Source organism: Streptomyces sp. GbtcB7 (assembly GCF_019091445.1).
In the GTDB taxonomy this organism is placed as follows: Bacteria; Actinomycetota; Actinomycetes; order Streptomycetales; family Streptomycetaceae; genus Streptomyces; species Streptomyces mirabilis.
In genome coordinates this window covers 112450-133469 of sequence record NZ_JAGXJM010000021.1, presented here as the reverse complement: position 1 = coordinate 133469, position 21020 = coordinate 112450, and the positions used below count along the sequence as shown (strand labels likewise).

Genomic DNA, 21020 nt, shown 5'->3' with positions numbered 1-21020 from the left:
GGGGGCGTGTCAGCCGCCCGGCTCCTCCACCGGCTCCGCCGGATCCGCCGGCCGCTCGCCGATGACCGCGGTGAGCTCCGTCCTGCGGCGGATGCCCAGCTTGCGGTAGGCACTGGTCAGATGGGTCTCGACGGTGCGTCGGGCCAGGTGCAGGAGTTCGGCTATCTCGGCGTTCGTCCGCCCGTCGGCCGCGAGGGCGGCGATCCGGCGTTCACTGCCGGTCAGCGCCTCCCATCCGGTGAGCGCGGTCGCCGAGCCACGGGAGCGGCCTTCGGGGAGAACCTCCTCGGCCAGCGCCCGCATCCGTACCGCGCCCAGCCGTTCGGCGTGCTCCGCCGCCTCGCGCAGCGCGTCGCGGGCCCGGCTCCGGTCCCCCGCCGCGACGAGCTGACGCCCCTGTCCGATCAGCGCGGGGATCAGCTCGGTCTGCGCGGAGGCGTCCCGCAGGATGCGTACGGCACGGTCGGCGAGTTCCAGACCGCGACGGCCCCCGGTCGCGGTGGCGAGTCCGCGCAGCGCCCGCCCCACCAGCCGGGGGGTGTCCCACACCTGGGCGAGCCGCAGTTCTTCACGGGCCAGCGTGAGGGCCTCCTGCGGACGGCCCAGCGCGCTGCGGCACTCGGCCGCCGCGGTCCGCCAGGGGGTGACCACGGGGCTCACCACGTCCCGTGCCGTCTGCCGACGGCCGCATTCCAGGAAGTCGTCCAGCGCGCCGGCGTGATCCCCCTGCGCGGACCGCAACACGCCCCGCGCGTAGAGGAATCGGTTGAGTTCCCAGGAGTCGTGCGCGTCGCCCAGGGCGAAGCTGTCCGCGAGGCGGGCCGCCTCTTCGGTGCGGCCCGTCTCGACCAGGGCGATCACGGCGTGTCCGTGCGCGTTGGCCGGGTCGGGCCGGTGCCGGGTGGCTTCGGTGACCTGCCAGGCCGCCGGTTCGGCGAGCAGATCGGCGTACTGTCCGCGCGTCGCGGCGATGTCCGCCCGTACGTTGAGCAGCGCCAGGTGCATGGGGTGCAACAGGGACGGGCTCTGCCGGTCCAGTCCCCGGCGTACCAGCCCCTCGGCCTCCGCCAGTTCGTCGGCCCACTGCGCGACGGCGGCGGCCGTACCCAGCAGGAAAGGTTCGGCTAGCGCGTCGATCGGTTCGTCCAGCAGGGCGTGGATCCGCTTCATGGCCGTGGCGGCGGGGATCAGTCCGGCCGTCGCGTCGTAGCGGACCAGAAGGGCCTGACCTGCCGTTCCGACCAGGTCCGGGGACCGCTCGGCGGCACCGTGCAGCCAGCGGTACGCCTCCTGACGGATGCCCTGGTCGTGGTCCGACAGCAGCGCCGAGGCGGTCCCCAGCAGCCGTGTCAGGTCCGGATGGCCGGTCAGTTGCTCGTCCAGGTCGCGCAGGACGTCCATCGCGGCGCGCGCCTTGCCGCGCCGGGCCAGTACGGTGCCCAGGGCCACGGCCGCCCGTACCCGGTCCTGCGGCATGCCCGGCAGCCGGGTCGCCTCGGTCAGCCGGGGTATCCCGGCCGAGGAGCGGGCGGCGGCGAACTCCAGGGAGCCCAGCTCGGTGAGGACCATGGTCCGGCGGGCGGGCGTCAGTGGTTCGTCCAGCGCACGACGCAGATACGACACGGCGTCGTCGGGCCTGTCGTCCCGCACCGCCACGGACGCGGCGTCCTGCAGCACCACGGTGGCCCAGGCCGCGCCCACGGCCGGGGTCCGCAGCAGTTGTCCGGCCACCGCTTCGGCGCGGTCGCCACGGCCCAGCATCACTTCGGCCGCCGTACGGTGGGCCGCCTGCCGCCGGACGGTGGGCCAGCCGCTGAGCACCGCGTCCCGCAGCAGCGGATGGGCGAAGCGCGGTCGCCCGTCGGGATCGGGCCGCAGCAGGCCGAGGCGGGTCATGGCGGTCAGCCAGCCGGGTACCCGGGCGGGGTCCGCGCCGGCCGTCTCGGCGAGCAGTTCGGTGAACTCCTCCGCGTGGCCCTCCTCCCACACGTCCGCGTCCAGCGCCGCGAGGGCGCGGGCCACCCTCGCCGTCGCCTCTCCGGCGCTGTCCAGCCACCAGGAGACGGCGGCCGGATAGGCACCCGGGTAGAGGGCGGCACAGGTGTCCGGCACGGGCCTCGGGGGCGCGCCGTCCGGTTCCTGTGCGCGGAGGTCGTCGAGCAGGGCGCGCAGCAGCAGGGGGCTGCCCGCGCCGGCCCGGACGCAGTCGTCCACCCAGGCGGCCGTGGCGGCGTCGATGTCCGAACGGACCAGCCGGGCCGCCGCGTTCGCGCTCAGCGGGGCGAGGGTGTGGGTGCGCACCAGGGTGGGCGAGAGCGCGTGCGCCAGACCGGCGGACGGCGGGTCGATGTCGTACTGGCTGCGCTCGGTCACCACCAGGAGGACGGGCAGTGCGTCGATCCGCCGGGCGGCGTCGACGAGCCAGCGGCGCGAGGGTTCGTCGGCGCAGTGGACGTCGTCCACGGCCAGCAGCAGCGGGGCGTCGGCGGCGTGCGAACGCAGTCGCCTCCACAGGTGTTCGGCGTACGACCAGTGGTGCGGGTCGTCGTCGAAAACGTCCGGAAACAGCTTGGTTCCGGCATCGAATTCGCCACCCGATGACAGAAGTTGGAGAACCGCCGCGAACTCCCCGGCCTCGCCGTCGGGCGAGCAGCGGGTCCGCAGCACCCGCATGCCACGGGCCGCCGCCCGCTCAGTGACGGCCTCCAGGAGGGCGGTGCGCCCCGTGCCGGTGGCCCCTTTGAGCAGCACCAGACGGCCGGACCCGGCGCAGGCGCGGTCCGCCTCGGCGGCCACCAGCTCGAGTGCCTCCCGTCGTTCACGCAGCGCCTCGGTCTCGCCCATCGATGTCTCCTGTCGGGGACGTTTCATGATCCATCTCGTGGTACGTCTCGTGGTCCTCCACGATTGCGCGAGGCACGCCGAGCACAGAAGTCTGGGACAAGCCCTTCGGCCACTGGCGACACAGGGGCGACCAGCACGTGGATTTGGGAGAAGCGGTTGCGCAGTTCATTACGGACCACTGACGCAGGCGTGTCACAGCGGCCCGCCGACACCGGTGCGGTGGATTCCGGAAACCGCATACCGGTGGTGGTCCAGGCACCCGACCCGATCTCCCGGGCCGGGGTGCGCAGCCAGTTGGCGCAGCACCCGGTGATCAACCTCCTCGACAGCGCGGAGGCCGGGCCCGGCACCGTGGCCGTCCTGGTCAACGAGGGACCGGACGAGACCACGCTGTCCCGGCTGCGCCGACTCGTACGCAGCGACGGGGCGCGTGCCGTGCTGGTGGTGAACGCGATCCGCGAGGCCGAGCTGCTCGACGTCATCGAGTGCGGTGTCGGGGCCATCGTCTGGCGCCACGAGGCCAGTGCGCACCGGTTGGTACAGGCCGTGCTCGCGGCCGCGCGGGGCGACGGGGATCTGCCGGCGGATCTGCTGGGACGCCTCATCACTCAGGTGGGATCGCTCCAGCGCACCGCTTCCGGCCAGACCGGTGTGCCGCTCTCCGGCCTGGTGCCGCGCGAGATCGATGTGCTGAGGCTCGTCGCCGAGGGGCTGGACACCGGGGAGATAGCGAGCAAGCTCTCCTACTCCGAACGTACCGTCAAGAACGTGATGCACGGTCTGACCACCCGGCTCCATCTGCGCAATCGCGCCCACGCCGTGGCCTATGCGCTCAGGGAAGGCTACATCTGAGGCAGGCGATCGTTCGCACGGGGCCTGTCGAGCGGGGTACCGAGCGGATCACAGCAGACGGGTACACAGCGGGTACTCAGCCGGCCCACGGCTGGTACGCGGCAGGACGTGACGGCACGGCGGGAGCACGACGGTGATTCACGAGGTGGACGAGGTCCTCAAAGGGCTGCTCAGGAGCGGTGCGCTGGCCGGTTCCGGTATCGAGGTCGCCTTCGACGCGCCGAGCCGCGAGTGGGCCGCCCGCCGCAACGCGCCCGCCATCAACGCCTACTTGTACGACATCCGCGAGGACGTGCGGCGCCGTGAGCGCGGCGCCATGGCCGTGCGGGACGAACGCGGCATCGTGCTGCGCCGCCGCCAGCCGCCCCGCTGGTTCCGGCTGTCGTATCTCGTGACGGCCTGGACCAAGCAGCCGCAGGACGAACACCGGCTGCTGTCCGCGGTGTTGGCGACACTGCTCCCCCACGAGATCCTGCCCCCGCACGCTCTGCCCGACGCGCTGGCCGCACTGGGGCTGTCCGTGCCGCTCTCGGTGGCGAATCTGCACACCGAGTCCCGGTCCCTCGCGGAGATCTGGTCCGCGCTCGGCGGCGAGCTGAAGCCGTCGCTGGATCTGGTGGTGACCGCGCCGTTCCCGTCGTTCCCGGAGTACGACGCCGGGCCGCCGGTCACGGAGGGTGCCGGCGTGCGCGTACGCGGGATGGACGGAACCCTGGAGGGCTCGCCCGAACGGCGGCACCGGGCACGGCACTTGGCGTCCACGACCGCGGCCGACACGGCGGCGGGCACGGAGCTCCCGGCCGGGGACCACCCGGTCGCGGAGGATCGAAACGGAGAGAAGCGAGCGAAGTGACCCCGCACGTCCCGGCGTCGGCCGCCACCGACACCTCGTCGTCCACCGGCGACACTTCACCCGCCATCGCCTTCGAGGGGTCGGCCGACGCGCTCCTGGTCCGGGTGTCCCGGCTCCGCGAGCATGTGGCGCTGCTGGTCGAACACCGCAGCGCGACCGATCCCACCGCGGCCGATCCGCTGCGCGGTCTGTATCTGTCCGAGGACGCGGTACGGCATCTGCTGGAGCCGGCCGGTCAGGACCCCGCCTCCGAGAGCTGGGACTCCGAGCGGGGCGACCGGCTGGATCTGCTGGCCGGACGGCTCGGGCTGACCGAGCTGGACGTCCGGATCCTGCTCATCGCGCTGGCCCCGGACCTCGACCGCACCTTCGAGCCGCTGTACGGCTACCTCAACGACGACGTCAGCCGCCGCCGGGCCACCACCGGGCTCGCGCTCGACCTGTGCGGACTTCCGGCACACCGTGCCGAGGCGCGGGCCAGGTTCCATCCCTCGGCTCCGCTGGCCGCGCTGGGCCTGGCAGTGGTCGAGGAGCCCGAACGCCCCTTTCTGAGCAGGTCGTTGCGCGTACCCGACCGGCTGATCGCGCACCTGCTGGGCGACGACACCCTGGACGCGGCACTGACCGGCCATGTCCACCGGCTCCGGGCGCCGGTGCGGGGCGAGCAGTACGACGAGGTCTTCCTGCGCAGGCTCGCCGGCCGGCTGGCGGCCGCCCCGCTCACCGTCTATCTGCGCGAACACCGGGCGGGAGACGGTCTCGCCTGTGCCGCGGGCGCGCTGCGCGACGCTTCGGGGCAGGAGGCGCTCCACTTCGCTCCGGACAGGACCGCCGGGCAGGAGCCGATCGCCGAGCTGCTCCGCGAGGCCCGGCTGCGTGACTGCGCGATCGTCGTGTCGCCGCTGCCGGAGGATCCCGCCCCGTTGATGCGGGCGCTGGCGGTGGACGACGTGTCCGTGCTGTTCACCGATCCGCGTCCGTACGATCCGCACTGGTGCGATCATCGCGATCCGCTGGTCCTGGACGCGCCCCGGCTGCGCTCCGGAGCGGTGGACGCGTGGGCGGTGGCGCTCGCCACCGGGGTCGACACCGAGGCTTCCGCTCATGTCGCCCTCGTACCGGAACCCGCCCCCGGCTTCGACCTCGCTCCGGTGGTCGCGCCGTACCGGCTCGGTGGCGACCGGATCCTGCGCGCCGCCCGTGCCGCGCAGCGCCTCGCCGTGTTCGAAGGTACCGCGCTGACCCCCGCTCATCTGCGGCTGGCCGCCCGGCAGCAGTCCGCCTCCGGGCTGGAGCGGCACGCCCGCCGGATCCGTCCGGACGTCGGCTGGGAGGATCTCGTCCTGCCCGACAAACCGCTGGTGCAACTGCACGAGTTGGCGTTGCGCGCCCGCCACCGTGACCAGGTGCTCGGCGACTGGCGGCTGAGCGCGGGCGGCGGGCGTGGCCGGGGCGTCCTCGGCCTCTTCGCGGGTGATTCCGGCACCGGCAAGACCCTGTCCGCGGAGGTCGTGGCCGCCGAACTCGGCCTCGATCTCTACGTCGTGCAGCTCTCCTCGATCGTCGACAAGTACGTCGGCGAGACAGAGAAGAACCTGGAGCGCATCTTCACGGAGGCGGACCGCACCGACGCCGTGCTCCTCTTCGACGAGGCGGACTCCGTGTTCGGCAAGCGGTCCGAGGTCAAGGACTCGCACGACAGGTACGCCAACATGGAGAGCTCCTATCTGCTCCAGCGGCTGGAGTCCTTCGACGGCATCGCGCTGCTCACGACCAATCTGCGCGCCAACATCGACGAGGCGTTCACCCGCCGTCTCGACCTCGTGATCGACTTCCCGTTCCCGGACGCCGACCAGCGGCTGGCCCTGTGGCGGCACGCCCTGACCCACGTACCGTGCGCCGAGGACACCGATCCGCGGGCCGTCGCCCGTGACTTCGAGCTGGCCGGTGGTTCGATCCGCAGCGCCGTGGTCACGGCCGCCTACGGCGCCGCCGGCCGCGGTGCGCAGGTCGACACGGCCGACCTCCTGGAGGGCGCGCGCCGCGAGTACCGCAAGGCGGGCCGGCTGGTGCCGGGCGAGGGCACCTGGTAGCTCCTCGCCCGGGTGCTCGCGCAAACGCCCCTGCCCGGCCGACGGTTGTCGGCCGGGCAGGGGCGCTTCACACGGTGAACTTGACGGCCTCGAGCCAGAGCAGGTTGCTCAGGGTCCCGCCGAAGATGTAGTTGTCCCCGCCGGGTTCGTCGCAGCCCAGGCCTTTCCAGCCCTCGTTGTGGACGTGCGCGGTCTGGCAGACGACGCTCTTGCTCTGGCCGACGTTCATGGCGAAGCCCAGCATGTACGGGTCGTCCTTCTTGGTGCTGCCGATGTAGAGGTCGGCACCGTCGACCACGCCCTTCCACGGCCCGAAATAGTGCCCGTTGCCGTTGGTCGACTGGGAGTCGTAGACGAAGGCGGTGGCAGCGGTGCCGTCGGTGTCGGACGTGGCGAGATTGAGGGACTTGATCGGGCGGTTCTGTCCCACGGTGCCTGCCATGGCGCCGTCGCACACCGGTTTGGTCCAGCCCTTGTCCGTCAGATAGGCCCGGTAGCAGATGTGCCGTCCGGGGTCCTGCGCGGCCAGTTGCACGACGGCGGTCGCCGCCGTGTCCTCCTGCGGTTTGGCCGACTCCTTCGGCTTGGTGTCGGAGGAACCTCCGCCGCCCCCTCCGGAACCGCTCGCGGCCTGTGTCTCGGGCGCCGAGGGCACGACCGGGGCCTCGGCGCTGGGCGAGGGAGGCGTGGGTGGCGCGGCGGAGGTCGAGGGGCTCGGCGGCAGCGTGCTGATGCCGGCTTCCTGGAGCTTCTCCGTGGCGGACGTGCGCACCTGGGGCTTGTACGCGATCCACAGCATCACGAACGTGATCGCCAGTGCCATGAACACACCCAAAAACGTGGCGAGCCAACGCGGCAGGAACCCGCGCTGCACATACGTACCCTCCACCGGCTGCGGCCCCGTACCCGAACGCTGAATCGCCAGCGTGTACGGCCGCTGCTCCTTCGACCCGAACCAGATGATCTGCCGCGGCTTCAACGTCGCCTTCACGAACGCCGCACGACCCGGCTCGATCTGAACATTGCTGGGATGGACGTCGTACGACAGATGATCGCCGTTGTCACTGCCACTGATCGACGCCGTCAGCCTCGTATTACCCAGATTGTCGACCGCGAGCTTCGGCCGCCCCCGAAAACGCCCCTTCACCGTCGGCGGCACCAACTCCGCCCGCACCTCCGTGAACGGCGTGATCGTCAGATTCCCCTCGGGAACCGTCGTGGCCTCCGGATGCTCCGTCGGCGTGATCCGCACCGCGAACGGATTCGGACCCGCCACCGCGTCGGGAGAACGGGGTGGCGCGAAGGTCAACTCCACCGTCCCCGTCGTCCCGGGATAGAGCCGCAGCGTCTGCGGCTCCACGGTCGTCCAGGGCGCCACATCACCCACCGGCTCGAACCGGTACTCATCCACCACGTCACCGGTGTTGCGCAACCGCAACCGCACCTTGGTGCTACCACCGGGATCCACAGTGCTGGAGGCAGGCTCCAGCGAAGTCCAAAGGCTCACCCCGTCGACGCTATGGCCGGGACCTCGCTCCCGTCAGCAAGCGTCGGGGCATGACGGCTGCCCAAAGAGCTGCGGCGCACTGCCCTTTGTGGGTCAGGACGGGTGGACGATGTCCCACTCCTGGTCGTCGGTGTTGCTGCAGTAGTAGATCGTGAGCGGGGTGTCGTTGCCGCCGGTGCTGAAGCCGGCGACATCCAGGCACAGGTGGTTGCTGGAGTAGTTGCGGATCCAGTAGTGGCCGTCGTCCTGCTTGTCGAGCCACCACAGCTGGTTGTCGGCGGTCGTGCCGTCACACTGGAACTCGAACACCCCGGTCTGCGCGGGCTTGGCGCCGTAGTCGGGCAGGTCCATGCACAACTGGTCCTTGACGTTGCGGATCTGGAAGAGGTCCGACTTCTCGGGACCGCCGCCCTTCTCGCGCACTTCGAGGTTCCAGAGCTGGTTGTCATGGGTGGTGCCGTCGCAGGTGAACTCCCTGACCGGGCCGTTCACCGAACCCTTGTCGTAGCCCGGGATGTCGGCGCACTTCTTGGTCGTGGGGTTCCTGAGCACGATGTTGCTCGCGGGCAGCGGCCCGGTCGCCGTCTTCTTCGTCGCCTTGGGACTGGCCACCGCTCCGCCGCCGCCCCCTCCACCACCGCTCTCGGGAGTCTGCTGTGGCTGGGACGGAGCCGCCGGGACGTCAGCCGGCACGGAGCTCGGCGCCTGCGACAAGGACGGGGTGGGTGCCGGGAGCGTGCTGATGCCGGCTTCCTGGAGCTTCTCCGTGGCGGACGTGCGCACCTGGGGCTTGTACGCGATCCACAGCATCACGAACGTGATCGCGAGCGCCATGAACACACCCAAAAACGTGGCGAGCCAACGCGGCAGGAACCCGCGCTGCACATACGTACCCTCCACCGGCTGCGGCCCCGTACCCGAACGCTGAATCGCCAGCGTGTACGGCCGCTGCTCCTTCGACCCGAACCAGATGATCTGCCGCGGCTTCAACGTCGCCTTCACGAACGCCGCACGACCCGGCTCGATCTGAACATTGCTGGGATGGATGTCGTACGACAGATGATCGCCGTTGTCACTGCCACTGATCGACGCCGTCAGCCTCGTATTACCCAGATTGTCGACCGCGAGCTTCGGCCGCCCCCGAAAACGCCCCTTCACCGTCGGCGGCACCAACTCCGCCCGCACCTCCGTGAACGGCGTGATCGTCAGATTCCCCTCGGGAACCGTCGTGGCCTCCGGATGCTCCGTCGGCGTGATCCGCACCGCGAACGGATTCGGACCCGCCACCGCGTCGGGAGAACGGGGTGGCGAGAACGTCAACTCCACCGTCCCCGTCGTCCCGGGATAGAGCCGCAGCGTCTGCGGCTCCACGGTCGTCCAGGGCGCCACATCACCCACCGGCTCGAACCGGTACTCATCCACCACGTCACCGGTGTTGCGCAACCGCAACCGCACCTTGGTGCTACCACCGGGATCCACAGTGCTGGAGGCAGGCTCCAGCGAAGTCCAAAGGCTCACGCGGGGACGTTAGCCGCGGGTCCGCTCCCGGGGCAGCGGCCTCAGGGGTAAGGCCCCTGCACGAACAGGTAGGGCGCGGTGCCCTCTCGGCCCTGCGGCAGCGGCACCCGGCCCGACCCTGTCAGCGCCGGGGCAGCGTCCCTCCGGTGGCCACGACGACGAACTGCGCGTAGGAGTCCGCGTTCATCAGGGCCCGCCTGCCCATGGCGTACCAGTTCAACTGCTTGGCGGGGTGGGCCGGTTCGTCCTGGCCGGTGTACTGGTCCGGGTCGCGGGCGACACGTTTGCCCAGCCTGTCCGCGGAGTGCTGCGCCAGCTGCTGCTGACTCCAGCCCAGGTCCTGTGCCATGCCCACGTCGGCCCGGTCCTCGCTGAGTTCGTGCTCGTAGGGGCTGTACTGGAAGTCGAGCGTGCCGGCGAACCGGTGGGTGGCCTCGTGGATGATGTACCAGACGTTCTCGCCGGGTGTCCGCAGGTTGATCGGGCCCTCGCGTCCGGCGTCCATCGTCGGCAGCTCTTCGCTCTTCATGTCGTGGGGCCTGAGCCGCTCGCCCATGGTGGGGGCGACCCAACCGGCCACGTTGGCCTGGTCGGACCCCAACGCGCCCAGGTCGTACCACGGCGTCTCCCCCGCCAGCGCGATCTGCGCGCCCGACGCGTTCAGGCCCGTCTGGACCCGGGTGAGAACCTCCACGACATGCGACAGCAACGGTTCGATCTGCTGCGGTGTGGCCCGCTGGAAGGCCGGAAAGCCGGACCTGAGCGCATCGAGGAGCCGGCCGCCGGGAGGTCCGCTCGCCCCCAGCATGGCGATGGTCTCCGCCATCTTCCTCTTGGCGTCGACCAGCGCGTTGCGGACCTTGGCCTCGCGTTCCTTGTACGCGGTGCCGTTCCGGTGCGCCTGTGGGGTGTCGGGGATCGTGCCACGCTGCGAGAACTCGACGTTCCCACTTCCGAAGTGACGCCTGGTGACGTCGTCGTACTTGTCCCCGTGGCGCAGACCGTCGGCCCCGACGCCCAACTGCGCGGAGGTGGCGGTCTGGGCGGGGTTGGTCTCGTCCTGCCAGACGCCCGATGCCGGCATTCCCATGGCGACGCGGGTCTGGGTACTGGCGTTGTACGTCCAGACCGTGCGCTGGATCGCCGGCGCTCCCGCCTCCGCCGTCCCCGACCCGCTCCGCTCCGCCGTGTGGTCGACGGCGCGCTGCACCGGCGGCGCCCCGCTCATCACCCGCCGGGCGTTCTCCTCCGCCTGGACCTCGGCCCAGTCCCCGCGATCGGACATCATCAGCCCGGAGCCGTTGTCGGTGCCAGGAACGGGGCCCCGGATCTGCTGACGGTAGTGATCCAGCTCGTGGGCGAGGACGTGCTTGTCCTGACCGTCCCAGACCACGTCGGTTCCGGAGGTGAACGCCTTCGCACCGATCTGCGCCGCCGCCCGCTGGGCCGCCGCGTCGGTGTGGACGCGTACACCGCTGAAGTCCTCGCCGCCGTACCGGCCTTCCATCTCGGTCTGCAGCGGAGCGTCGAGCGGCCGACCCGGGGACCGCAGCACCTCGTGCACCGCGGAGCGCTGGACCGAGGGCCCGTGGCCGCAGTTCGCGTCGTGCTCGTGACGCTGCTCTTCGACGGCACGGGCCACCGCCGCGTTGCCCGCGGCGCGTTGCAGCGCCAGGATCCCCGCGGCGGGCCCGGGCGCGGGGGCGCGGCCGGACGGCCGGCCCTCGCCCGTCCGGCCACGGGTCTTGTCGGTCTCCTTGCCCTGCGCGTGCACTAGGACTCCATTCGAACGCGGGTGCACCAATCTGCAAGGTGTACCGGACGGCGCCGTCATGGGGAACGCACTCAAGGGCAGTCCTGGGGGCAGCGTCCCTCATCGTCCGCGCCATGTGCCCCTGCGGGCAACAAAGCTGCCCCCTACCGGGTACGTAAAGACGTTTCGGCGCGCGCGCTTCGCGCGTGAGGGTGAGTGACGTCCCATCTCGTACCCCGAGGAGAGCAGAGCATGCCGTCCTACCTGTCGCCGGGCGTCTACGTCGAGGAGGTGGCCAGCGGCTCGCGTCCGATCGAGGGCGTGGGCACCTCGGTGGCGGCCTTCGTCGGTCTCGCCCCGATCGGCCCCCTGCACGAGCCGACACTGGTGACCAACTGGACGCAGTACGTGGCGGCCTTCGGTGAGTTCACCGACGGGTACTACCTCGCGCACTCCGTCTACGGATTCTTCAACAACGGCGGCAGCGCCGCCTATGTCGTCCGGGTCGGCGGAACGCCCGGCGGCGCCTCGGGCGACTCCGCGGCCCCCGCCGCGGTGACCGGCTCCGGCGCGCAGGCCGCGCTGCCGCCGGGCGAGCCGAAGCAGCTCGGCACGTTCTCGGTGAGCGCCGTCGCGGGCGGCTCGCTGAGCGTCGAGGTCGCCGACCCCGAGGGCGAGGGCCCGGCCGAGCGGTTCAAGCTGATCGTCAAGGACGGCGACAAGGTCGCCGAGACCTTCGACGTGACCGCCAAGAAGGGCGGTCGCAACTACGTGGTCACCCAGGTGAAGGAGCGCTCGAAGCTCATCGCCGTGCAGGAGGCCGCGCCCGCCGCCCAGCTGGCCCGCCCCGACAACCAGACGGTGGCGCTCGCGGCCCCGTCCGCTTCCGCCCCCGCCGTCCCGGCCACCACGGACGGCGGTCACCCCGGCCCCGCCCAGTACCTCGGCGACTCCGCCGACCGCACCGGCTTCGGCGGCCTGGAGGCCGTGGACGAGGTCTCGATGGTCGCCGTCCCCGACCTGATGGCCGCCTACCAGCGCGGCGCCATCGACCTGGAGGCCGTCAAGGCCGTCCAGCTCGGTCTGATCGCGCACTGCGAGCTGATGGGCGACCGGGTCGCCGTCATCGACCCGCCGCCGGGCCTCAACGCCCGCCAGATCCGGGTGTGGCGCCAGGAGACGGCCGGCTACGACTCCAAGTACGCCGCCCTCTACTACCCCTGGGTCAAGGCCTTCGACCCGGCCACCGGCCAGTCCCGGCTGATCCCGCCGAGCGGCCACGTCGCCGGCATCTGGGCCCGCAACGACTCCGAGCGCGGGGTGCACAAGGCGCCCGCGAACGAGGTCGTACGAGGAGCGGTGGACCTGGAGCTCCAGATCACCCGCGGCGAGCAGGACCTGCTCAACCCCATCGGCGTCAACTGCATCCGCGCCTTCCCCGGCCGCGGCATCCGCGTCTGGGGTGCCCGCACCATGTCCTCCGACCCGGCCTGGCGCTACCTCAACATCCGCCGGTACTTCAACTACCTGGAGGAGTCGATCCTGATCGGCACCCAGTGGGTGGTGTTCGAGCCGAACGACCACGCTCTGTGGGCCCGGATCCGGCGCAATGTCTCCGCCTTCCTGGTCAACGAGTGGCGCAACGGCGCCCTCTTCGGCTCGCGGCCGGAGGAGGCGTACTACGTCAAGTGTGACGAGGAGACCAACCCGCCGGAGTCGGTCGACCTCGGCCGCGTCATCTGCGAGATCGGCATCGCGCCGGTCAAGCCCGCCGAGTTCGTGATCTTCCGGCTGGCCCAGTTCTCCAGCGGCAGCGGCGAGTTGGAGGAGTAGTACCACCCTCTCGGCCACCAGCTCCGCCCCGTACGCCCAAGAAACCCTAGAAGGACAGAGAACAGATGAGTCTCCAGCCGGGTGACGCCCTTACTTCACACAATTTCGGCCTCCAGATCGACGGTGTGATGGTCGAGTACCTCGCGGAGGTCAGCGGCCTCAGCATCGAGCAGGACGTCATCGAGTACCAGCAGGTCTCCTCTCAGGGCATCCCCGTCACGAAGAAGCTGCCGGGTGTGAAGAAGGCCGGCACCTGCACGGTCGTCCGCGGTATGACGCAGTCGGCGGCCTTCAACCAGTGGATCACCGAGTCCGTCGCCGGTCAGATGAGCACCGCCCGCAAGAACGCCACCATCATGGTGATGGACTACATGAACAACCCGGTCAAGCGGTACAACATGCGCAACGCCTGGTGCAGCAAGATCGACACCAGCACCGTGAAGGCCGGCGAGGCGTCCGCGCTCACCGAGACCGTGACGATCACCTTCGAAGAACTGGTCATCGAGTAATGCGCCGTTCGGCTCCCAGGGCGGCGGCCGCGGCCGTCGCCGAACCGGAGCCGGAGCAGACCGCTGCTCCGGCTTCGGCCCCGGCCCCGGCTGCAGCCGCGCAACCGCTGCGCACCGAGTTCGAGTTCGAGCTGCCGCGCGGATACGTGGACGACTCCGGCACCGTGCACCGGCACGGCGTGATGCGGCTCGCCACCGCTCGCGACGAGCTGGTCCCCTTGCGGGACATGCGCGTGCAGGAGAACCCGGCGTACCTGTCGGTCGTGCTGCTCGGCCGGGTCATCACCCGGCTCGGCACGCTTCCGCTGGTGCACGACGGGGTGGTGGAGAACATGTTCGCCTCGGACCTGGCCTTCCTGCAGGACTTCTACCGTCAGGTCAACGCGGAGGGCCACACCCGTGCCGCCGTGACCTGCCCGCACTGCGAGGAGCCGTTCGAGGTCGAACTCGGCGGGAGCCGCCTGGGGGAATCGTGACGTACGCGACCGACCGCATCCAGGAGGAGATCGCGTACATCGCCTATCACTTCCACTGGAGCCTGGAGACCATCCTGGATCTCGAACACCGCGACCGGCGCGGCTACACGGAACAGATCGCGGCACTCGTCAACCGCGGCGCCGGAGAAGGGTGACACGGCGTGGGGCTTTTTGATCGGCTGCGGGGCGGCGGGGGCGAGCGGGGATCCGGCAGCGGTTCCGCCGCCGCGTCCGCTTCCGGACCGGCGGGCGCTTCGGCTCCGGGCGGCGGTACGGATGCCGGGGTGAGCGATACGTCCACGGCGGGCGGTGCGGGGCGGGGAGCCGGAGCGCGTGTGGTCCGGCCTGCCGCCTGGCCCGCGCTGCCGCCGATCCAGCGGGCCACGGACCGGCCGGGCTCCGTCGCCGACGCCGGGTTCGGCGGCCGGCTGACGACCTGGCAGAACCCCTCCTTCACCGGCACGCTGTCGCACGCCGTCCTCGACGGCGCGCCCGGCGGACTGGTCAAGGGTCTGCTCGCCGCCCCGGTGGGACCTGCCTCCGGGCTCGAACTCCCCTCGCTCTCCCTGCCGGTGGCCTCGCCCGTGGAGTCGGGCGAGGAGACCGGTGCGTTGCCCGTGCAGCGCATGAGTTCCCCGGTGGTGGCCCTCGGCACGGCCGGCCCACGGGTGACGCCCGCCGCTCCCCGGGCCACGCGGCCGACCTCGCTGACCAAGGCACCGGCCAGGCCCGCGGTACAGCGACGGGCTCTGCCGGCGGTGAAGCCGTCCGTATCGCAGCAGTCCGTACCGCAGCCGCCGTCGACGCCCGACGTCACCGTCCCGGCTACCGCTACCGCTACCGGTGGCGGCGGCAGTGACGGTGACGGTGGTGGTGGTAGCGGCAGTGGCAGAACGTCGGGTGGTTCTGCCACTTCGGTAAGTGCTTCCCGGACATCGGGCACTGCTCCCCGGGCTTCGGCTCCCGCCGCCACGCTCCCGGGTTCCGGGACACCGGCTGCCTCCGTCGGCCCGGTCGCGCCTCACGTCTCCGTGTCGCGATCGCGCGACGGTTCCGCCGCCGGGGCCGATCTTCCGGTCCAGCGGAGTACGTCGGGCGGTTCCGGACGTACGGGGCTGGGGGCGCCGTCCGTTGGGGACGAGCCGTCGGCCGGGGCATCCGTACCGGCGTTCCCCCTTCCGGCGGCACCGACCGCTCCGGTGACTCCGGTGACTCGGGGCGGCAGCCCGACTGCGGGGCCGCCGCGTCGACGCTCGGGGCTGGGTGCGCCCTTGTCCACTCCGCCTTCGAACGCGACGCCGGTACGACGTCCGGTGCAGCGTGCGACGGGCACCCCAACGGGACAACCGGCCGCACACAGCGGTGCGACGACTCCCCCCGCTCCCTCCGCGACCACGTCTCCCAGGACGTCGTCCCCAGAGCCAGGGATGCCACCTTCGAGATCGTCGTCATCAGGTGCGGCACCGTCTCGACTGGAGATTCCCGAGGCGGGAGCCCCGTCCGGAGACCTGCCCGTTCAGCGTGCGCTATCGACCCCGGCTCCGGCTCCGGCAGGTTCCGCCGCGTCAGAGACGGCCACGGTGGGCAGCCCTGTCGTACGGCGGGCCGTCGTGGCGGAACCTCGCGCTCAGGAACGTACGAGTGCGGTGGAGGGCACGGCGCAGAGCCCGGCGGGCAGTGGGGACGGTGGCGCGGAACCGGTCGCTCCCACCTCCCCCCCGTCGCCGCGTCCACCGGTGCGCCCGCTCGCTCCCGCACGCGCACTGACCTCGCTGCTGCCCTCCACGCCTCCTGCCGCCGCCGTACAGCGCCGTACCGCTCCCTCGGCTGTACCGCTGCGGCGCGCCACAACAGCCGACAACGGCCGGAGCGGGTCCCGTTCCGGCGGCTCCGGCGGCGGCTCTGCGAGTGGGCTGTCGGCGCGGCGTGCCGACGGGGCCGGGTCTGCAGGAGCAGCCGGTCCGACAGGGGGCACGTCCATCGCCCCCGGTGGGGCCATAGCCGCAACGGCCCCGACCTCGACCCCGGCCGTACAGCGTTCCTCGGCAGCCGGGGCCCGTCCCGGGCCTGGCGGCAGTCTGGTACTCCGTCCGATACGCCGATCGCCTGAGGCACCGGGAACGGCACCTTCGTCGACCAGGGCGCCTGGGCTGCCCGGTGGCACCGGTGCCGTGGTGCAGCGAGCAGTGTCGCAACCGTCGGTCGGCAGGCCCGTCGCCGGTACCCACGGCGGTCCGGCAGCGCGCGGCCCCGAGGCTCCCGGCGCCGGTGCTCCGGTCCTCCGGCGCCTTGCCACCGTCCCCCTTGCTCAACCCGGCACCGTTGCGAGCGGCCCATCGGCGCGACGCAGCTCGGCCTCCGCAGGCCCTACGAAGCCGTCGACGCCGAGCTCGCCGACGACAACTGCGCCTGCAGTCCAGCGCGTTGCCTCGTCGACTTCCTCGACTTCCACGACTCCCTCGGCACCGCTGCCCCGTGCGAGTGCGTCACCGGCAACACCCACCGGTGCCACAGGACCACTAGCCCCTCGCGCATCTGTGCCGACTCCAGCTCCAGCTCCAGCTCCAGCGCATCCCGGCATCGCCCGTACGAATGTCGCCGGGCCCGCCATGCCCCCCGTGCAGCGCTCGGCAGTTCGGCAGCCCGAGACCTCGACACCCGCACCCCAACCCCAGGTGTCCGCGAAGCCGCACCGCGCTCCTCGCCCCGCTGCCACGACCCCACACCGTCTCGGCCTCGGTGCCCCTGTCGTCCAGCGAGTCGCCTCCGAGCCCGCTCCGCCGCGGCAGGCACCCGGCACGCCCGCCGTTCAGCGCTCGACGGCTCGCCACACCCCTGCGCACCCGCTGCCCGCCGAAGGCGTTTCCCCCGGTCTCACGCCCCCGGCGACGCACGGCGCCACTCCCGTCGTACAGCGTTCCTCCACTCCGAGCGCGCCCATGCCTCGCCCGTCGGACGGACTCCCCCTTCCGACAGACCCGACAGACACAGCGCGACCGACGCGACCGGCGCCACCGATTCAGCCCATGAAGTCGACGGCCCCAGCGCAGCCAACGCCCCCAGCACCCCCAGCGCCCCCGACGAGTTCCGCGAGCCCCACCCCCCGAGCGGCCGTCCCCCTCAACACAACCCCCGTCGCCCCACCCGTAGCCCTGCCGGTACAGCGCTCCTCGGCCGTACCTCCCGTACCTCCCGCACCCCCCGTACTTCCCGCACCCACCACCACCGGCACCGCACCCACCACCACCATCACCACACCCGCCGCCCCCGCCGTGCCCCCAGCCCTCCCCTCGGTCCAGCGGGTCGTCAACCCGATGTCCCCTCCCGCGTACTCGCCCGCCTCGCCTCCGCCGACGCCACCACCACCGCCGCCTCCGAGCGGCCCCCCGCCCCCGTACTCCGCGACCGAGCCGCCCCGTCGGCCACTGCCCTCGCACGCCGAGCGCGAAGAGGCCCCGCCCACGTACACCGCCGTCGATTTCGATCCCCGGTCCCTGACCCAGGGTCAGATCGACGAGCTGACACACAAGTTGGCCGGGCCGATCACCCGCTTGCTGCGGACCGAACTTCGCCTCGAACGGGAGCGGATCGGCAAGTTGCGCGATCCCCGTCGCTGACCTCCATCACCCCGTACGACACGCCACCCCAAGAAAGGCCGATCCCCGATGGCCACCGATCGAGACCCGGGCTCCACCATCTTCTTCACCCTCACCATCGACGGCGAGAGCCTCGGTTACTTCAACGGGTGTGAAGGACTCTCGTCGCAGGTGGAGATCGAGCAGCGCCAGGAGGGCGGCAACAACGGGTTCGTGTGGCAGCTTCCGTCCCGCGTGACCTTCTCCAACATCCGGCTGACCCGCCCCCTGACACCGGACACCGCGAAGGTCGCGGCCTGGGTGTCCTCCGTGACCACGGGGGTCAAGCGGCCGACGGCGCAGATCGCGGCGCTGCGGGCGGACGGCTCGGAGGTGGCCCGCTGGGGTCTGCTCGACGTGCTCCCGGTCAGTTGGCAGGGGCCCTCCCTGGACCCGGCCAGCCCGGCCGTGGCCACGGAGGTGCTGGAAATCACCCACCACGGGTTCACGGACTAGGGAACGGCGAAGAACATGGCAGGCAAGTCAGGAAAGGGCGGCGCGGGCAAGAGTCTCGTGAGGGCCACGCTGGCCATTCACGAGCCGCCCATCGGCCGCAGCACCACTCCGGGCGGGTTGATCAAGACGTTCAACTTCGACTTCAACCCCTCGACGCTCTCGCTGAGCCGACGCGCCCGGTGGAAGACCACCCCGACCGCGGCCGTGCGGGACGGTTCCCTCCCGGAGTTCATGGGTCCCGAGCCCCGCGAGATGACCGTCGAGATCTTCCTCGATTCGTCCGACGACCCGACCAGCAATTCGGTGCTGAAGAAGGTCGAGGCGCTGTTCTCCTGCTGCGAGGTGACGACGAAGAGCATCGCGGCGAAGCAGCCGTCCACGCCGTGGGTGGTGTTCCAGTGGGGGTCGTTCTCGACCGCGCGGTTCACGGCGTACGTCAGCTCCGTGGACGCCAGTTACTCCCTGTTCGGCACGACGGGTGTGCCGATCCGCGCCACCTGTCAGGTGCATCTGCACGAGATCCCCAGCAAGACCAAGGGGCAGAACCCGACGTCGGGCGCGCTCACCGCGCAGCGTGTGCACCGGGTCGTCGCGGGCGACTCGCTGCAGTCGCTGGCGTGGCGGGAGTACGGGGACGCGGCGGCCTGGCGGGCGATCGCCGAGGCGAACGGCATCGACGACCCGAACCGGCTGTCGAACGGCAGCGAGCTCGTGCTGCCCGCCGCCGAAGAGGTGGGTTTCTGATGGTCCAGCCTTCGTACTCAAACGTCGTCCACGTGACCGTGGACGGCAGTCCGGTCCCGGAGAAGATCGCCTCCGACCTCGTCGGCTGCTGGGTCGACCTCGGGGCGGGGGTGCCGGCCGCGTTCCGGCTGACCTTCCGCGACCCGGACCGGCTGGTGCTCGGTGAACTCGGCATCCAGTGCGGCACCCCGGTGACGCTCGCGCCGGTCGCGGACGGCCAGGGCGCGGGCTCCCCGCTGCTGACCGGCGAGGTGACCGGCATGGAGACCGACTACGACGGCACCGGCACCTTCACCGTCATCCGCGGCTACGACATGGGCCACCGTCTGATGCGCCAGCGCAGGGTGGCCGCGTACCGCAACCAGACGGCCGCGGACATCGCGAAGAAGCTGGCCACGATGAACGGCATTCCGATCGGCAAGGGGAAGGGCGGCATCAAGCCCACCACGACGGTCTACGAGTTCATCAGTCAGGCCAACGTGACCGACTGGGACTTCCTCGCCCGGCTCGCCGACGAGAACGACGTGGTCATGTCGCTGGACTCCGAGGGGAAGTTCCAGTTCGCCAAGTCCGACCCGGCCTCCACCGCGCCGCCGACCAGCACCCCCGGCGACAAGAGCCCCTTCGTGCTGCAGGGCGGCGTCGACGTGCTGCGCTGCCGGGCCGCGGTGACCTCCGCCGACCAGGTCGCCAAGACCGAGGCGCGCGGCTGGAACGTCACGACGAAGAAGAAGCTCACCGCCATGTCGCCCGCCACCTCCAACGACGGCTTCGCGATCGGCACCACCCCGCAGAAGACGGCGAAGAAGTTCAAGACGGCCAAGCTGGTCGAGACCGACACGCCCTTCGACCGCCTGGCCGAGGTGAAGGTCGCCGCCAAGGCCCTCGCCGATGACGTGACCTCCTCCTTCGCCGAGTTGGAGGTCATGGTGTTCGGCAACCCCAAGCTGCGGCCCGGTGTTCCGGTCACGCTGACCGACGTGGGCAAGCCGTTCGAGGGCAAGTACACGGTGACGTCCGTGCGGCACGTCTTCGGCTACGACGAGCACTACCAGACCTGGATCACCGTCAGCGGCCGCCAGTGGCGCTCCCTGTACGGCCTCACGTCCGGCGGGGGTACGGCCACCGCGCCGAAGCTGCCGAGCGTGGCCAACGCCCTGGTGACGAATGTGCAGGACCCGCTGAAGCAGGGCCGGGTCAAACTCCAGTTCCCCTGGCTGGACGACGCCTACGAGAGCGACTGGACGCGGACCGTGCAGCTCGGTGGGAAGGGCGGCGGCGGGGTGTTCCCGTTCGACGTCGACGACGAGGTACTGGTGGCCTTCGACCGCGGTGCCCTGGACCACCCGTTCGTCATCGGCGGCCTCTACAACGGCAAGGACAAACCGACCGTGGTCAGTGACGTACCGCTGCACGACGGGCTGAAGAAGCAGGCGATCCGGCACACCCTGTCCGACCGGAAGGGCAACCGGGTGGACCTGCTCAGCCAGCAGACCGGTGGCCGCAAGCAAGGGGTGCGGATCGCCTCCGGCAACGACAAGCTGATCATCAATCTCGATCGCACGAAGACCGAGATCACCGTGGACAGCAAGGGGTCCGTCACCATCAAGGGCACCCGGTCGGTGTCGGTCGAGGCCGGCACCGATCTCACCCTGAGCGCGCGCCGGCGTCTGACCATCAAGAGCGGCGGCCCGCTCGACATCGAGGGCCGCGGGCTGGTCAACCTGAAGTCGCTCGGCGGTGCCGTCACCGTCGACGCGATGGGGGCGCTCAGCCTCAAGGCGGTGGGCGCCGCGACGCTCACGGCCGGCGGCAGCGTGCAGGTCAACACCATCGCGAATGTGGGCATTCGGGCCATCACACTCGCCCTGCAGGGTGTGGTGCTGGTCAACAACAAGCCGTATCCGCTGCCGTGACGGCCGGGACGTTCTTCAGGAGTAGGCGGGT

16 protein-coding genes are annotated in these 21020 nt (G+C 71.1%); 11 read left to right on the top strand and 5 right to left on the bottom strand.

The features are described 5' to 3' along the window. Positions 1–9: 9 nt before the first annotated feature. Positions 10–2844, bottom strand: coding sequence for an AAA family ATPase (locus KVT44_RS31235; protein WP_217570350.1), 2835 nt, complete (start codon positions 2842–2844; stop codon positions 10–12). A 189-nt stretch (positions 2845–3033) separates the two neighbouring features. On the opposite strand from KVT44_RS31235, the gene KVT44_RS31230 reads away from it, so the two are divergent. The 3 genes from KVT44_RS31230 (at position 3034) to KVT44_RS31220 (ending at position 6642) form a co-directional block, all read left to right on the top strand. Beyond that, positions 3034–3696 (top strand): response regulator transcription factor, encoded by a 663-nt coding sequence (locus tag KVT44_RS31230; RefSeq protein WP_054229465.1) that lies wholly within the window; start codon positions 3034–3036, stop codon positions 3694–3696. A gap of 133 nt (positions 3697–3829) precedes the next feature. Beyond that, the gene (locus tag KVT44_RS31225) at positions 3830–4549 is read left to right on the top strand and encodes a DUF4255 domain-containing protein (protein ID WP_060898972.1); all 720 of its coding nucleotides are present in this window, start codon (positions 3830–3832) and stop codon (positions 4547–4549) included. 65 nt (positions 4550–4614) lie between these two features. Further along, complete coding sequence (locus tag KVT44_RS31220) at positions 4615–6642, top strand: ATP-binding protein (protein ID WP_217570463.1); 2028 nt, start codon at positions 4615–4617, stop codon at positions 6640–6642. 67 nt (positions 6643–6709) lie between these two features. On the opposite strand, the gene KVT44_RS31215 is transcribed toward KVT44_RS31220, so the two are convergent. The 3 genes from KVT44_RS31215 to KVT44_RS31205 form a co-directional block, all read right to left on the bottom strand. Further along, on the bottom strand, positions 6710–8149 hold the full coding sequence (locus KVT44_RS31215) for a hydrolase (RefSeq protein WP_217570348.1): 1440 nt from the start codon (positions 8147–8149) through the stop codon (positions 6710–6712). A gap of 93 nt (positions 8150–8242) precedes the next feature. Beyond that, entirely contained in the window at positions 8243–9667 is a 1425-nt protein-coding gene (locus KVT44_RS31210) for an RICIN domain-containing protein (RefSeq protein ID WP_217570346.1), read from the bottom strand. 121 nt (positions 9668–9788) lie between these two features. Beyond that, the gene (locus KVT44_RS31205) at positions 9789–11441 is read right to left on the bottom strand and encodes a DUF4157 domain-containing protein (protein ID WP_308314163.1); all 1653 of its coding nucleotides are present in this window, start codon (positions 11439–11441) and stop codon (positions 9789–9791) included. A gap of 231 nt (positions 11442–11672) precedes the next feature. Here KVT44_RS31205 and KVT44_RS31200 point away from each other — a divergent pair, with 231 nt between their 5' ends. The 4 genes from KVT44_RS31200 to KVT44_RS31185 all read left to right on the top strand — a co-directional run bounded on the left by KVT44_RS31200 (position 11673) and on the right by KVT44_RS31185 (position 14393). Next, positions 11673–13253: a phage tail sheath subtilisin-like domain-containing protein gene (locus tag KVT44_RS31200; RefSeq protein WP_143600028.1), complete on the top strand. Its 1581-nt coding sequence runs from the start codon at positions 11673–11675 to the stop codon at positions 13251–13253. A gap of 65 nt (positions 13254–13318) precedes the next feature. Next, complete coding sequence (locus KVT44_RS31195; RefSeq protein ID WP_054230236.1) at positions 13319–13762, top strand: phage tail protein; 444 nt, start codon at positions 13319–13321, stop codon at positions 13760–13762. Beyond that, positions 13762–14238 carry a hypothetical protein gene (locus KVT44_RS31190; RefSeq protein ID WP_217570344.1) on the top strand — a complete coding sequence of 159 codons (477 nt, stop codon included), beginning with the start codon at positions 13762–13764 and terminating at the stop codon, positions 14236–14238. Before KVT44_RS31195 ends, KVT44_RS31190 begins: the two co-directional genes overlap by 1 nt. Then, a complete protein-coding gene (locus KVT44_RS31185; RefSeq protein WP_095856654.1) occupies positions 14235–14393 on the top strand; it encodes a DUF6760 family protein in 159 nt (52 codons plus the stop codon). Before KVT44_RS31190 ends, KVT44_RS31185 begins: the two co-directional genes overlap by 4 nt. 2153 nt (positions 14394–16546) lie before the next feature. Here the strand turns inward: KVT44_RS31185 and KVT44_RS31180 are convergent. Beyond that, positions 16547–16690: a hypothetical protein gene (locus KVT44_RS31180; RefSeq protein WP_217570342.1), complete on the bottom strand. Its 144-nt coding sequence runs from the start codon at positions 16688–16690 to the stop codon at positions 16547–16549. 862 nt (positions 16691–17552) lie between these two features. Between KVT44_RS31180 and KVT44_RS31175 the strand changes: the two genes are divergently transcribed. From KVT44_RS31175 to KVT44_RS31160, 4 genes are read left to right on the top strand one after another with little or no spacing between them, the layout of a single operon-like run. Next, entirely contained in the window at positions 17553–17855 is a 303-nt protein-coding gene (locus KVT44_RS31175) for a hypothetical protein (RefSeq protein WP_190173813.1), read from the top strand. Between the two features lie 48 nt (positions 17856–17903). Further along, positions 17904–18329: a phage tail protein gene (locus KVT44_RS31170; RefSeq protein WP_054235291.1), complete on the top strand. Its 426-nt coding sequence runs from the start codon at positions 17904–17906 to the stop codon at positions 18327–18329. Positions 18330–18344: 15 nt separating this feature from the next. After that, positions 18345–19073 (top strand): LysM peptidoglycan-binding domain-containing protein, encoded by a 729-nt coding sequence (locus KVT44_RS31165; RefSeq protein ID WP_217570340.1) that lies wholly within the window; start codon positions 18345–18347, stop codon positions 19071–19073. Further along, on the top strand, positions 19073–20989 hold the full coding sequence (locus tag KVT44_RS31160) for a VgrG-related protein (RefSeq protein ID WP_217570338.1): 1917 nt from the start codon (positions 19073–19075) through the stop codon (positions 20987–20989). Before KVT44_RS31165 ends, KVT44_RS31160 begins: the two co-directional genes overlap by 1 nt. Positions 20990–21020 lie beyond the last annotated feature (31 nt).

Bases quoted from the DNA above. Each gene is read 5' to 3' on its own strand.
- KVT44_RS31160 (WP_217570338.1), top strand. From the start codon at position 19,073: ATGGTCCAGCCTTCGTACTCAAACGTCGTCCACGTGACCGTGGACGGC.
- KVT44_RS31170 (WP_054235291.1), top strand. From the start codon at position 17,904: ATGGCCACCGATCGAGACCCGGGCTCCACCATCTTCTTCACCCTCACC.
- KVT44_RS31195 (WP_054230236.1), top strand. From the start codon at position 13,319: ATGAGTCTCCAGCCGGGTGACGCCCTTACTTCACACAATTTCGGCCTC.
- KVT44_RS31165 (WP_217570340.1), top strand. From the start codon at position 18,345: ATGGCAGGCAAGTCAGGAAAGGGCGGCGCGGGCAAGAGTCTCGTGAGG.
- KVT44_RS31235 (WP_217570350.1), bottom strand. From the start codon at position 2,844: ATGGGCGAGACCGAGGCGCTGCGTGAACGACGGGAGGCACTCGAGCTG.
- KVT44_RS31175 (WP_190173813.1), top strand. From the start codon at position 17,553: ATGTCCCCTCCCGCGTACTCGCCCGCCTCGCCTCCGCCGACGCCACCA.
- KVT44_RS31190 (WP_217570344.1), top strand. From the start codon at position 13,762: ATGCGCCGTTCGGCTCCCAGGGCGGCGGCCGCGGCCGTCGCCGAACCG.
- KVT44_RS31200 (WP_143600028.1), top strand. From the start codon at position 11,673: ATGCCGTCCTACCTGTCGCCGGGCGTCTACGTCGAGGAGGTGGCCAGC.